This window comes from Nonomuraea sp. NPDC049158 (assembly GCF_040648335.1).
Lineage (GTDB): Bacteria > Actinomycetota > Actinomycetes > Streptosporangiales > Streptosporangiaceae > Nonomuraea.
The window spans coordinates 158,132-171,358 of sequence record NZ_JBEZDM010000010.1 but is presented as its reverse complement, the minus strand read 5'-3'; the positions used below and the strand labels follow the sequence as shown (position 1 = coordinate 171,358).

Genomic DNA, 13,227 nt, shown 5'->3' with positions numbered 1-13,227 from the left:
GACTTCATCGCGCTGACATCGGTGGAGGGCGACGCCTGTCCGATGACAGCGATAAGTCAGCGCGTTCTGTCATTGTCCTGAACATCGCCACGAGGAGGACCCATATGCGTCGGATCCTGCTGATAGTGACTTTGCTGATCTTGGCGCTGGCCCCGGCGCCGAACGCGGTGGCCACCAAGGGCGCGCGGTCCGGGCTGCAGTGCGCCTCGTACTTCATCATCGGGCTGCGCGGCTCCGCGCAGGCCATGAACGATCCGCTGGGCATGTCCGGGGTGACGGGGGTGTACGCCCAGGAAGCGCTGACCGTCCTGCCTGCGGACCAGACCAAGACGTACTCCCTGCCCTACCCCGCGGGCAACGTCAGCCTGAAGGCGTTCCTGCCGTCGGTGAACGATGGGAAGTGGATCCTGACGATCGCCGTACGCCGGTTGGTACGCATGTGCCCGGGAATGAACATCGGCCTGATCGGATTCTCGCAGGGCGCGATGGTGATCAACCAGGCACTCCCCATGCTGGACGCCGAGGAGCGCAAGGCCATCCGGGCGGTGCTGATGATCTCCGACCCCCAGAGCGGCGGGGACACCTCCTACGACGCGACCGTCGGGGCCGACAACGGCCTGCCCAACACACGCGTGGGCGGCGGCATCCTGGGCAGGAAGGTCCTGCCCGCCGACATCCAGGACAGGACCACCGACTTCTGCATCGTCGGCGATCCGATCTGCGACGCGCCGGAGGAGAAGACCCCCGACTGGGCCGTCACGGCGGGTCTGTTCCTGTGGGAGATCCACACCCAGGACTATCCGGTCTGCTGCCAGGAACTGCTCGTCTACAGGGCGATGGCGGTCGCCTTCGCCAGGCGGCTGCAGCAGTCGCCCTCCTCCCCGCCCGTGCTCAAGCCGATGCCGCCGCTGCCCGAGGGATTCTGCCCGTCGCTGCAGTCCGGCGTACGTAAGGCGGGCACGCCCACAGCCCTGGCCGGCTGCGGTGGCCGGCCCGCTCCCGACGTCAAGGAGGCCCAGGCGTGAACCACCTCACGCGCCGCTACGTCCTGCGCGCCGCCGGGGTGACGATCCTGGCGGGGGTGACCGGGGCCGCGACTCCCCCGAAACAGACGCTGACCGGCCAGGAGATCGAGATGGTCCTCCAGGTCGCGCGATTAGGCGCGGTCTATCCCGTGCCGTTCCCCGACGAGCACGGGGTGTCGCGGGCCACCGCCGAGCGCCTGCGGGGCCGCCTGCCTGAGCTCGCCCCCACACGCTTCCAGCTCGTACGGGACGCGGTACGCGACCTCGCGGCGGCCGGTCTGACCGACGCCTCCCGCGACCGGCTGCTCGACGGGCTGGCCCATAAGGCCGCCGACAAGGGCGGCGATGCGCTGACGGCGCTGACAGCGCTGGCCGTGGCGACGGTGTCCACGGACTTCAGCCCCAACGACGACACCGCGGCCGTGTTCTGGCTCGGTGGGCTGCGGCAACGCCATCTCCGGCTGAAGGGGGACCGACGTTCATGAGACTTCTTCCTGAGCATGAGGAGGCGCTGAGGCGCGGGAAGGAGGCCGTGCTCGGGGCGTTCGCCGCCGTCCCCGGCACCACCGCGTTCGGCTACGGGTTCCGTCGGCGCGGTGGAGAGCTGACCGACGAGCCCGTGGTCATCGCGTCGGTGGCCAAGAAGCGCCCGCAGGGGTACGTGGCGCGCAGCCGCCTGCTGCCCAGAACGGTCGAGGTGGACGGCCGCAAATGGGGTGTGGACGTCATCCAGGCCGGCCCGTACTCGTTCGGACGCACGGGCGGACGCACGGGCAGACCTACGGGCGACCGGCGGGGCCCGGCGGCCCAGGACGCCACGCTGCGGAAAACCGCGAACCAGGGCGTCGGGATCGGCAACGAGAGGACAGATGACTGGGGCACGTTCGGCTGCCTCGTCCGCGATCTGTCCAACGGCGGAGCCCCGTCCATCCTGACCGCCGGGCACGCGGTCGGATCGACGCACGGCGCTGTCCCGGGCGATGTCATCGTGCAGGGGACCTGGGCGGGCGGAACCGGCCCCGCCATCGGGGAGCTGACCCGGTTCACCAGCCTGCGCAAGGACGGCCGCAACCTGATCGACGCGGCGGTCGTCAAGATCACCGACCTGGACAACTTCGACGAGTTCACCACCAGCGAGAACCAGGAGATGCCACGCATAGGCGTCCGCCATCCGCTGATCGGCATGCTCGTCGGCATGGCCTCCGACTACTCGGGGCTGTGCACACGGATCGGGCCCATCCTGGCCGAGATGAACGTCCGGCCGTACCAGGACCTGGGCGACCCCGACTTCCCCGTCACCTGCGACGTGATCGACTTCGACATGAAGGTGGACAAGGCGGGCGCCGGTAGCTGGTATACCTCCAGCATCGTCGTCGGCATCGGCGTGACCCCGGTGGACCTCGGTTTCCTGACGAACCACGACTTCTACATGTTCGACGACATGGTGCAGGTCGACACCGGGTTCTGCCTGCACGACGGCGACGCCGGCGCGGCCGTGTGCCTGGGCGGTGACGGCAGGACCCGGATCGACTGGACCCAGGTGAACTGCTCCTTCCTGGAAGGGGCCGGCGAGATGTACGACCTGCCGCTGGTGGGGGACGAGAAGCTCGCCGACCGGTTCCGCGACGACTTCCTGCTGCGCAGCCGGGTGGGCCGGATGCTGGTCCGCCTGTTCTACGTCAACTTCCAGGCGCTCGTCGACCGCGTGAAGGGCAAGGAGGCCAGCGCCCTGGAGAAGGACTACGCCAAGCATCTGTACGAAACGTACCGATCGGTTCTGGAGACCGTCCTGACCACGCCCGACACCCCTGACCGGGTGATCACCTCACAGCACGTGAGCGACGCCGGCAAGGTGGTGGACGGCCTGCGCCCGCGACTGTCGGCCCAGGAGTACAACGCCGCCAAGCAGATCCACGCGCTCTTCGCCCAGACCGTGGGCATGAACCGGCAGCAGCTCCTCACGATGATGAACGGCGACGACCTCTACCAGAAGATGCACACCATCCTCAGCCGGGTGCCGACCGTCCAATACCTCGGCCCGGTCGGGGCGGATGCCTGAGGCCACGGCCGCCACGGCCCACTCGGCTCAGGTCCAGGACAGGCTGCGCGGGCTGGTGGCCGGGCTCCCCCGGCCGGCCCGCGACCTGGTGACCGGGTTCGTCGACCGGCCGGGTAAGCGCCTGCGCTCGACGCTGCTCGGCGCCGCCGCGCGGTGCGGCCCCCACGACCCGGAACGCGTCGTGCGCCTCGGCGCCGTGGTGGAGCTGCTGCACCTGGCCTCTCTGGTGCATGACGATGTGATCGACCGGGCGCCGACCCGCCGCGGCGCCCCTGCCGCGCACCTGGTCGCGGGGCCGGAGCTGGCGGTGCTGGCCGGGCTGTCCTGCCTGGCCCTGGCCGGTACGGAGGCCGCCGACCTGGGCACCGGCCCGAACCGGCTGATCAGCGCGGCCGTCGCCCACCTGGCTCAGGGCGAGCTGCTGGACGTGGAACGCGCCTTCGACACCACGTACACACTCGCGGACTACGACGAGCTCGTCGAGCGCAAGACCGGCGCGCTGTTCCGGCTGTGCTGCGTGCTCGGGGCGGCGGAGGCGCGGCTGGGACCGCCCCGGGCCGAGGCGCTGGCCGCCTTCGGCCGCCAGCTGGGGGTCGCCTTCCAGATCCTGGACGACTGCCTCGACCTGGCCGGACCGGCCGCCAATTCCGGCAAACCCGCCGGAACCGATCATCTGCTCGGGCTCTTCGGCGCCCCGACGCTGTGCGCGCTGCGTGACGCGCCGTCGGGCGAGCTGGCCGCGCTCCTGCTCGACCCGGCCCTCACCGCCGCGGACCTGCCGCGCGTACGTACGCTCGTCATCGCCTACGGCGGCATGAGCGCCGCCCACGATCTGGCCCGCGCCGCCCACGACGAGGCGCTCGCCGCCCTCGCCCCCCTCGGCGGCCTCGGCGACGGCGGCGCGGGCCGCCAGGCGCTGCTCAGCGTCGCCACCTCGCTGTGGCGGGAGGCCCCGTGCTGACCCGCTGCGCGGACGTGCTGGTGGTCGGGGCGGGACCGGCGGGCGGCGCGACGGCCGCGGCGCTGGCCCGGCACGGGCTGCGCACCCTGCTGGTGGACGGCGGCGAACCGGGCGCGACCCACGACGTCGCGCTCAGCGCCTCCGCCATGGACTCCCTGCGCGCCCTTGGAATCGCGGCCTTCGACGGGGTATGGCCGGTTGAGGGGGTCGATGTCCGGTTCGGCGACGGCCCGGCCCGTCCGCTCCCCGGCGTCGGCGCCGCCGTCTGCGACCGTGAGTGGCTTCGTACGCGGTTGCGCGGGCTCGCCACCGATCTCGGCGCGGCCCTGCTGCCGGGGCGCATGACCCGCTGCGAACCGCACCCCGACGGGCACCGGGCGATGATCGCCGGAGGCGCCGGCGAGGTGGCGGTCCTGGCCCGGCATGTCGTCCTCGCGACGGGCTCGCTGCCCGGCAGGCGGCCGCACGGCGAGGGCATGGCCGTCGTCCAGCGGTTCGCTCTGCCGGAGCGGGATTCCCGGATGCTGCTCCATCTGACGCCCCCCTCCCCTGCCGATCCGCACGAGCGCCCCGCCGGGATCTGGATCCTGCCCGCGGGACCGGGAAGGTGCACCGTCGGCGCCGTCCGCATCGGAGACCGCCAGGAGAGCGCGGCCGATCTGCTGGCCTCGGCGATCGAGCGGCTCGCCGGGGCCGACCCCGCGTTCGCGACGGCCCGGCCCCTCGGTGAGCTCGTGTCCGGGCCGGTCAGCACCGGATTCGCCCCCGCGCTCGCCGGGTACGAGGGCCGGCTGCTGGTCGGGGACGCCGCCGGGCTGGTCAACCCGTTCACCGGCGAAGGGCTCGGCTACGCGGTGCAGAGCGCGCTGCTGGCGGCCGACGCCATCGCCGCGCATCCGGACGATCCCGGCGCCGCGCGCGAGGCGTACGTACGGCGGCTGGCCCGTGCGTACGTCGGCCACTTCGAGACCGCCCGCCACGCGGCCCGCCGCTACCATCTGGCCTGGCGCGTCCTGGCCGCCACCGCGCACAGCGACCAGCCGATCTTCGCCCTCGCCCGGCGAGGGGTGCTGTCGGCCGGGGAGGCGGCCGAGCCGGTCGAGCTGAACCCGGACGACCGGCTGTACCTGGGCCCGTTCCTGGCCGCCTGCGCCGAGACGGCCGTGTCCGCCGTACGCGAGGAGTGGCCCTTCATCGCGCGGCTGCTCACCACAGGGTCGGGGCTTCGCCCGGCGTCGCTGCTGCTGGCCGGGGTCGTCGCGGCCGGAGCGCACCCCCGGGCCGAGCTGGCGGGGGCCGGCGCGGCGATGGACCTGGCCGCGCTCGGCGCCCTGTCCCTGATCGGCGCGCCGGAAGCGGGGGCACCGGACGCGGGCGCGACGATGCGGGGGCGGGCGCGCGGGGTCGACTGGGAGTCCGCCGTCACCGTGCTGGCCTGCGACTTCCTGCTGTCGCAGGCCGCCCGCCTGGTCGCGGAGTCGGCTCCGGAGGCGTCCTGGGCGTTCGCCGACTGGCTGGCCGAGCTCACCAGGATCAGGGCCGAAAGGATCGCCGACCCGGGCACGACCGACGCCGGCGACCTGTTCGCCGCGCTCTTTGAGTTCCCCGTACGGATCGGGGCGCAGCTCGGCGGCGCCGGCACGGCGGTCATGGAGGCGCTCAGGGAGTTCGGCGCGCACTGCGGACGGGCGTTCCTGCTGGCCGAGGACGTTCTCGCGCTGCGCGGGGGGCCGACCCGCCTGGCCACCACCACGCGGGCGATGCTCCAAGCCCGGACCTCGATGATCCCCCAGCTGCTGGGACGGCCCGGCCTCACCGCCGTTGACCAGCAGTACGTGCGGGCGACCACGCTGGCCGCGGCGTCGCGGGCCTGCCGCGCCGAGATCGATCTCGCCCTGCGCGCCGCCAGCCGCGTCCCGGTCGCGCGCGCGGCGCGTATCTTGCGCGCGCACGTTCTGACGATCAGCGCCTCGATCGATGCCCCGTCCGCGGACGTCATGGAAAGGATCACCCCCGATGAGACGTGCGACTGTCCTTAAGCTGGCGATGGCGGCGGTACTGACCGTTCCGCCCTATGTCGCCGCAGCGCCGCCCGACCCCTCGGCCCTGGCCGCCTCCGCCGCCGACCGCCTCGTCGCCGACCGGCCAGAGCTGATCCACCGCTCCGGCCAGGACGAGCTCGTGCGGGGCCGCGTGGTGTCCGGGGCTCACGGGCTGCGCTATGTCCCGTACGAGCGTACGTACGCGGGCTTGCCCGTACGCGGCGGTGACTTCGTCGTGGTCACCGACGCGGAAGGACGCGTCCTCAGCACCTCGGTCAACCAGAAGCAGGCCTTGTCGGTGGAAACCCGGCCGGAGGTGTCCGCGCAGGACGCGGGCGCGGCGGCCCGCCGCGAGGTAGGCACGGGAAGCGACATGACGCCGCCCACGCTGACGGTCCTGGCGCGCGGCGGCGGCGTGCTGGCGTACGAGACAGTGATCACCGGCGTCAAGGGCACGCGCCCGAGCCGGATGCGCGTCCTCGTCGACGCCCGCACCGGCAAGGTGATCGACTCCTGGGACGAGGTGCTCGACGGCGTGGGGAACGGCTTCTACCACGGCCGGGTCTCCTTCGACACGACCCGATCGGCCACCCTGTACGGGATGTCCGATCCCGTACGGTCGGGAGTGCGCTGCGGCGGCATGGACGGCCGCACCTACACCGACCCCGACGACGACTGGGGCAACGGCACCGGCACCGACCTGGTCACCGCCTGCGTGGACGCCATGCACGCGGCGCAGGGGGGCTGGGACATGCTGGAGCAGTGGCTGAGCAAGCCCGGCGGGTTCGACGGCTACGGCCGCAGCTTCCCGATGCGTGTCGGGTACGACGACGCGAACGCGTACTACGACCAGTTCAAGACGGTTTTCGGCCGCAACAGCAGCAGAACGCGGCAGGCGACGTCGACCGACGTCGTCATGCACGAGCTCGGGCACGCCATTTTCGACTTCACGCCCGGCGGCCCGCAGGGCACGCGCGAGAAGGGCGGCCTCAACGAGTCGACCGGCGACATCTTCGGGACGGTGACCGAGTGGTACCTGAACGAGAAGGCCGACCCGCCGGACTACCTGATAGGCGAGCAGGTCGACCTGGTCGGCGCGGGGCCCATCCGGAACATGTACGACCCGTCACGGGTCGGCGACCCTACGTGCTTCAGCGAGAGCGTCCGGAGCATGGAGGTGCATGCCGCCGCCGGTGTGCAGAACCACTGGTTCTACCTGCTGGCCGAGGGATCCGCCCCCGTCGACGCCGCCCGGCCGGGCAGCCCCACCTGCAACGGCTCGGTCGTGCGCGGCATCGGCGTCCAGAACGCGGCCATGATCTACATGGAGACCCTCAACCGCAAGGTCTACGATTGGAGCCACGAGGAGGCCCGCCGCGCCTCGATGGAGGCGGGGCAGCAGCTGTTCGGCTGTGAGGGACTGCGAGCCGTACGCGACGCGTGGAACGCCGTCAGCGTCCCCGCTCACCCTCTCGAGCCCACTTGCTGAAAGACGCAGGTTCTTTGAAATTTTTGAAACCAGGTGTCTGCGGCCCTTAGGCTCAGCCGAACGCACAGGGGCATAAGGCGGGGTACTTGATCCACTTCAGCGTCCTGGGCCCGCTGCGGGTGAGGAGCGCCGCGGCGGAGATCTCGTTGTCCGGGCCCAAGCAGCGCATCGCGCTCGCGACGTTGCTGCTGCACGCCAACGAGCGCGTCTCCGCCGATCGGCTGATCGCCCGGATGTGGGACGGCGACGAGTCGCCGAACGCGCGCGCGGCCCTGCAGACGCATCTGACCCGCCTGCGCCGTGCCCTGGGCGATCCCGGCCTCATCCAGACCTTCGACGGCGGCTACACCATCAGCGTCACCGCCGACAGCCTCGACCTGCTGCGGTACCGCGAGATCATCAGACGCTCCCAGAGGAGCGGGCCGGCCGAGGAACTGGCCGCGCTGACCGAGGCGATGGCGCTGTGCGGCGAGCCGCTGCTGACCAACGTCCCCTCGGAGACGCTGCATCGCGAGGAGGTCTCTCTCCTCGTCGAGGAGCAGTTGCGCACCCTGGAACGATGGTCGGAACTGCACCTCGAATGGGGCAGACCGGAGCAGGGAATCGCCGTGCTGCGCTCCGCCATCGCCAGGCATCCCTACAGGGAGCGTCTGTGGGCCAACCTGATCCTCGCGCTGCAGCGCTCGGGGCGGCAGGCGGAGGCCATGGAGACCTACCAGAGCGTCACCCACCGGTTCCTCGAGGACCTGGGCGTCGGACCCGGGGAGCCGCTGCGCCGGGCCCACCGTTCGATCCTGGTCGCCGACGAGGGCGAGGTGGCCGACGCGCCGATGACGCCGCAGCAGCTACCGTCCGGCATCGCGCACTTCACCGGGCGCCTGGCCGAGCTGGCCCGGCTGGACCGGCTGGTGGCCGACCCGCCGGGACGCAGCGAGATCGTGGTGATCGGCGGCCCGGGCGGCGCGGGCAAGTCCGCGCTGGCGGTCCACTGGGCGCATCAGGTGATCGACCGCTTCCCGGGCGGGCAGTTATACCTGAACCTGCGCGGGTTCGGCCCCGGCGCGCCCATGGACCCGAAGGTGGCGATCGAGACGCTGCTGCGCGCGATGGGCGTGTCCGCCACGAGCCTGTCGGCCGACCTGGACGCGCGCGCGGCGATGCTGCGCAGCACGCTGGCGGGCCGGCGCATGCTGCTGCTCCTGGACAACGCCCGTGACAGCGCGCAGGTACGTCCGCTGCTGCCGGGGGCCAACTCGCTGGTGCTGGTGACGAGCCGTAACCAGCTACGCGGGCTGGCCGCCAGGGACGGCGCCCGCCGGCTCAGCCTCGACCCGCTCACCCCGCCCGAATCCCTCGAACTGCTGGAGAAGGTGATCGGCGCGCGGCAGGTCGCCAACGAGCGCGACGCGGCCGTACGCCTGGTGAAGCTGTGCGACGGCCTGCCGCTGGCGCTGTCGGTCATCGCCGAGCGGGCCCACCGCGGCGGCGGCCTGGCCAGGATCGTCAGCGCGCTGGAGGACGAGAAGGCCAGGCTGGAGCAGTTCGGGATCGGCGAGGACGACCCCATGGCCGACCTCAACACCGCGCTGCTGTGGTCATACCGGGCGCTGACGGCGCCGGTGGCCAGGATGTTCCGCCTGCTCGGCCTGCACCCGGCCGGAGATCTCTCGCTGGAGGCCGCGGCCGCGCTGGCCGACGTGGCGCCGCGGGAGGCCGGCGCGCTGCTCGACCATCTCGTCGCGGCCCATCTCGTCAAGCAGGTTCAGCCGGACCGCTTCGAGCTGCACGACCTGGTGCACCTGTACGCCACCGGCCGTGCCGTGGAGGAGGAGACGGCCGGTGAGCGCGACGCCGCGGTGGACCGGCTGCTGGACTGGTACCTCTACACCGTCGTGGAGGCCGACAGGCAGATGCTGCCGCACCGCGTACGGGACTTCGTCGAGCCCCGCACCAGCCAGATCTTGCCACTGACGTTCGACGATCACCGGCAGGCGCGCAACTGGCTGGAGCGGGAGTACCACTGCCTGCGCTCGGTCATCGCCTGGGCTGCGGCCAACGGCCGGGCCGGGCACGCGTGGCGTATCTCGATCGGCATGACCACCTTCTTCGACCGGTACATCCCCTGGCACGACGGCCTGGAGTTCACCCGGTCGGCGCTGCGGGCGGCCGAGATCGCCGCGGAGCCCGCCGGGCAGGGCTTCACGCTCAACTCCCTCGGCTGCGTCCACTTCGACATGGGTGAGCATGAAATCGCCCTGTCCCGCTTCAAGCAGTCGCTGTCCCGCTTCCGGCAGGCCGGACATGCCAGGGGCGAGGCGATGCTGCTGGGCAACCTCGGCCTGGTCCACGGCGAGCTCGGCGACACCGCCGAGGGCAGGCGCTGCCTGGAACGCGCGCTGACGCTGTACGAGAGCCTCGGCGGCCAGTACGGGATCGCCCACCTTCTCGACAATCTGGGCATCGTCAGCCATCTGGCGGGCGACCATGAGCTCGCGGTCGAGTACTACCGCCGGGCCCTCACGGCCACCGCCTCCAACGGCAACACCGATCTGCACGGCGACATCCGGCGCAATCTCGGGCGCGCGTACGTGGCCCTACGGGACTGGCGCAGGGCGCTGCGCTGCTTCCGCGAGGCGGTGGCCCTGTACCAGGGCAAGGGCAACCGCCGCTGGCTGGCCATGTGCCTGATCGACCTGGGCCGGGCCCTGGCCGACGCCGGGCGCCGCGAACCGGCCAGAGGCGTCCTGCTGTCGGCGCTGGCCGAGCTGAAGGCCATGGACGACCCGCGCGTGGGCGAGGTCGCGACGATCCTGGAGACTCTCTAGTGCCGTAAATGCGGGCTGATGCCGGAACCCGCCAGCTCGGCCCGCCTCTTCGGCTCCTTCACGCTGCGCCTTGGAGCGGATTCACACGCTCGCTCCCAGCGGAATGCCGCGTCAAGGTGCTCATACGAATTACCTCAAGAATCCACTCTTGACGGCACGCTCGCGTTTCGCCCATTGGGCCCGTTCGTGGTCTTGACGACGCGGGGAAGGCCAGGCATCTTTCTGTAAGAAGCTTTCCTAAAAGTGCACTGCCCACCTGCTGGAGGACAGCGAATGCGCACGAGAAAGCCTGCGGCTCTGGCCGCCACAGCCCTCCTCACCGCCGCCCTCGTCGGCATCGCCACCCCCGCTCACGCCGCGCCCACCGACTGCACCACCGGCCGGGACGGCAAGACCGTCTGGGTTTACTGCGGCGGCGGCTACGGCCAATACCGCGTGAGCATCTACGTCATCAATCCTCCGACCGGCTCCTGGCCCGAGTACGGGCCCTGTGTATTCCCCGGGCAGCGCTCGGAGTACACCCCGTACCACAACTACTCCTTCCTCGGGCCGGCGGTCGCCTACTGCTGACAGGGCCAGGGCCGCCCAGTGTGGCGTTCGATGGCCGGCACCCATCGACAGGGCGGCGTCCAGCACCTTGTCGCCGCGTTCGATCTCGGCGGCGGCTACCTGGTCGGTGCGAGCGGCACCCCTGGACCGTGATCAGCTGGGCCGGTTACCCGTCGGAATCACGATCTTGGTCTGTGCCCCCTTGGTGAGGTAGTACGTGGTCCACTTCTTGACCATCTCGTCGAGGAGCCAGGCGGCGGCGGGCACCAGCGGCAGCCCGATCAGGCCCTCCCGGAAGCGCACCAGTAGCGGCCAGGCGGTCTTGACCGCCGGGTCCCACAGCGGCTCGCGCCGGATGCCGTTCCAGTCGGCCACCTGGTCGCCGGTGAGGTACCTGGAGAACGCGTTGACGAGAGGCTTGTCGAGGCCGCCGGGGCTGGTCAGCTCCGCGAGCATGTCCCGCAGGATGGCGTTGAGTTCCACCCCTTCCGAGGTCGGCCCCATGTTCCTGGGCAGTACCAGATCCGACTGGGTGTAGGAGGAGTCCCAGGTGGCGGGGAGGAACTCGTCCCTGATGCCGAGCATGTGCCCCAGCATCTGTACCGAGTGCAGGTACGCCGCGGACTCAGCGGAGGAGATGCGCACCTGCCACTCCCGCATCCCGCGCATGGAGTAGGTCGCCAGGGTGTGCCACGTGACGAGCATGTCCTCCTGGCTGATCGGAATAGGGCCGGACCAGTGGGGAGACGACTTCAGCAGGTGCCGCACCGCCGCGTGCACCAGCCGGGTCTTCACCGCCTCGACCACGGCCGTGCCGCCGGCGCCCCAGGCGTTCTGGGGTCTGACCGCGTACGCCAGGATGTTCGTCTTGGCGATCCGGTCCTTCAGATCCGCACCGCCCGCGGAGTAATAGACAGCGCGCGCCTCCTTGGGGATGGCGGTGGCCAGCATCCCGGCGCCGACAATGGTGAGGACGACGATGTAGTTCCCCTTGAGCGCGTGGAAGCGCCCCGCGGCGTCCAGCTTGGCCGGGTCGGCCCACGATGGCAGCTGACGCGCCTGCTCGATGAAGGCCCGCAGATCCTCCGGCAATCCGGCGGGAAGGGGCTGGTCGTTGCGGTTCCAGTCGTGCAGCAGCCGGTTGACCTCGGGTATGGCACCGCGGTCGAGCAGGGAGGCGAGGAGCGGATCGGCCACGTCGTCCCACACCCATCGAGGGTCGGCGCCGCTGCCGGAACCCGCGATCGAACCACTGGCCGGCCAGCCCCAGTCGCCGGACAGGGAATCCGCCTGGGCCGGGGAGGCCATCCCTAACGCGCCGAGCGCTCCCAAGGCGGTGCCCGAGATCAGTACTTCGCGCCTGCTCAACTCTGCCATGCTCCGCACTCCTTCGAGGTGGGGGTTCTGCTCAGGGCATGCGAGAAATGGTTGATACTGAGAAACAGGTCATGAATCTGTGTATCATCATCAGAGCACAGTGTGATGAGCATCACAAGACCGCGTTTGAGGCAGAATCTCTACAGGAGGTGTGGAATCTGTGCTGTCCGGATTCGTGGCGCCGTCGGACTCTGATTCGTTGCTGGAGCGCGCCTATGTCGATGCCGTCGAGCGCGTCGACGACAGCGACGAGCTACGGGCGCGCATCCTCGACGCGGCGTACGAGCAGTTCTGCCGGATGGGCATCAGGCGCTCCACCATGGAGGATGTCGCCCGGCTGGCGAAGGTGTCGCGGATCACGGTCTACCGCCGGTTCGACACCAAGGACACGCTGATCGAACATGTGGTGCGTCGGGAGTTCCGCCGCTATTTCGACCAGTTCCTCATCGACATAGAACAAGCCGGCACCGCTGCCGACAGGGTGGTGCTGGGCTTCGTAACCTCATTGCGGGCAATTCGCAGCAATCCGCTGATCGGCGGACTCATCGCCACGGAACCCGACCTGCTCGTCCCCTCCATGATGGCCGACGGGGGTCAGACCCTCGCCACTGTGCGGCATTTCGTCGCCGGCCAACTCCGCAGCGAGCAACGCGCGGGCAACGTGTCGAGCGGCCTCGACGTCGACCTCGTGGCCGAGATGATGGTGCGGATCTCCACGTCTTTCCTGACGATCCCCAGCGCCATCATCAACCTGGATGACGACGAGCAACTGGCCGCGGTGGCCCGGCGATTCCTCGTGCCCATGCTGGAGCCGAGTGGGTCTTGACGGTCTGCGCGATCGACTGCTGCCAGGCGGCCAGGTCGGTCTTGAGTTGCGCCTGCGTGCGGGTGCCCGTACGC

General features: G+C 70.7%; 10 protein-coding genes. 9 read left to right on the top strand and 1 reads right to left on the bottom strand.

Translation table 11 applies throughout. The features are described 5' to 3' along the window. Positions 1 to 125 precede the first annotated feature (125 nt). The 8 genes from AB0B61_RS23205 to AB0B61_RS23170 all read left to right on the top strand — a co-directional run bounded on the left by AB0B61_RS23205 (position 126) and on the right by AB0B61_RS23170 (position 10,971). Positions 126 to 1,025, top strand: coding sequence for a cutinase family protein (locus tag AB0B61_RS23205; protein WP_358435209.1), 900 nt, complete (start codon positions 126 to 128; stop codon positions 1,023 to 1,025). After that, positions 1,022 to 1,510 carry a hypothetical protein gene (locus AB0B61_RS23200; protein WP_357951363.1) on the top strand — a complete coding sequence of 163 codons (489 nt, stop codon included), beginning with the start codon at positions 1,022 to 1,024 and terminating at the stop codon, positions 1,508 to 1,510. Before AB0B61_RS23205 ends, AB0B61_RS23200 begins: the two co-directional genes overlap by 4 nt. Beyond that, positions 1,507 to 3,084: a hypothetical protein gene (locus AB0B61_RS23195; protein ID WP_358435206.1), complete on the top strand. Its 1,578-nt coding sequence runs from the start codon at positions 1,507 to 1,509 to the stop codon at positions 3,082 to 3,084. Before AB0B61_RS23200 ends, AB0B61_RS23195 begins: the two co-directional genes overlap by 4 nt. Beyond that, a complete protein-coding gene (locus tag AB0B61_RS23190; RefSeq protein WP_358435203.1) occupies positions 3,077 to 4,045 on the top strand; it encodes a polyprenyl synthetase family protein in 969 nt (322 codons plus the stop codon). Before AB0B61_RS23195 ends, AB0B61_RS23190 begins: the two co-directional genes overlap by 8 nt. Next, positions 4,039 to 6,084 carry a lycopene cyclase family protein gene (locus tag AB0B61_RS23185; protein ID WP_358435200.1) on the top strand — a complete coding sequence of 682 codons (2,046 nt, stop codon included), beginning with the start codon at positions 4,039 to 4,041 and terminating at the stop codon, positions 6,082 to 6,084. Before AB0B61_RS23190 ends, AB0B61_RS23185 begins: the two co-directional genes overlap by 7 nt. After that, positions 6,062 to 7,576 (top strand): M4 family metallopeptidase, encoded by a 1,515-nt coding sequence (locus tag AB0B61_RS23180; protein ID WP_358435197.1) that lies wholly within the window; start codon positions 6,062 to 6,064, stop codon positions 7,574 to 7,576. Before AB0B61_RS23185 ends, AB0B61_RS23180 begins: the two co-directional genes overlap by 23 nt. Before the next feature lie 86 nt (positions 7,577 to 7,662). Continuing rightward, positions 7,663 to 10,401: a BTAD domain-containing putative transcriptional regulator gene (locus AB0B61_RS23175; RefSeq protein WP_358435195.1), complete on the top strand. Its 2,739-nt coding sequence runs from the start codon at positions 7,663 to 7,665 to the stop codon at positions 10,399 to 10,401. Positions 10,402 to 10,674: 273 nt separating this feature from the next. Further along, complete coding sequence (locus AB0B61_RS23170) at positions 10,675 to 10,971, top strand: hypothetical protein (RefSeq protein ID WP_358435192.1); 297 nt, start codon at positions 10,675 to 10,677, stop codon at positions 10,969 to 10,971. Between the two features lie 132 nt (positions 10,972 to 11,103). Here AB0B61_RS23170 and AB0B61_RS23165 read toward each other — a convergent pair whose 3' ends face one another. Further along, positions 11,104 to 12,327, bottom strand: coding sequence for an oxygenase MpaB family protein (locus AB0B61_RS23165; RefSeq protein WP_358435190.1), 1,224 nt, complete (start codon positions 12,325 to 12,327; stop codon positions 11,104 to 11,106). 151 nt (positions 12,328 to 12,478) lie between these two features. Here AB0B61_RS23165 and AB0B61_RS23160 point away from each other — a divergent pair, with 151 nt between their 5' ends. Beyond that, positions 12,479 to 13,153, top strand: a complete 675-nt coding sequence (locus AB0B61_RS23160; protein ID WP_358435187.1) for a TetR/AcrR family transcriptional regulator — start codon at positions 12,479 to 12,481, stop codon at positions 13,151 to 13,153. The last annotated feature ends 74 nt before the right edge of the window (positions 13,154 to 13,227 follow it).

Bases quoted from the DNA above. Each gene is read 5' to 3' on its own strand.
- AB0B61_RS23165 (WP_358435190.1), bottom strand. From the start codon at position 12,327: ATGGCAGAGTTGAGCAGGCGCGAAGTACTGATCTCGGGCACCGCCTTG.
- AB0B61_RS23195 (WP_358435206.1), top strand. From the start codon at position 1,507: ATGAGACTTCTTCCTGAGCATGAGGAGGCGCTGAGGCGCGGGAAGGAG.
- AB0B61_RS23180 (WP_358435197.1), top strand. From the start codon at position 6,062: ATGAGACGTGCGACTGTCCTTAAGCTGGCGATGGCGGCGGTACTGACC.
- AB0B61_RS23170 (WP_358435192.1), top strand. From the start codon at position 10,675: ATGCGCACGAGAAAGCCTGCGGCTCTGGCCGCCACAGCCCTCCTCACC.
- AB0B61_RS23190 (WP_358435203.1), top strand. From the start codon at position 3,077: ATGCCTGAGGCCACGGCCGCCACGGCCCACTCGGCTCAGGTCCAGGAC.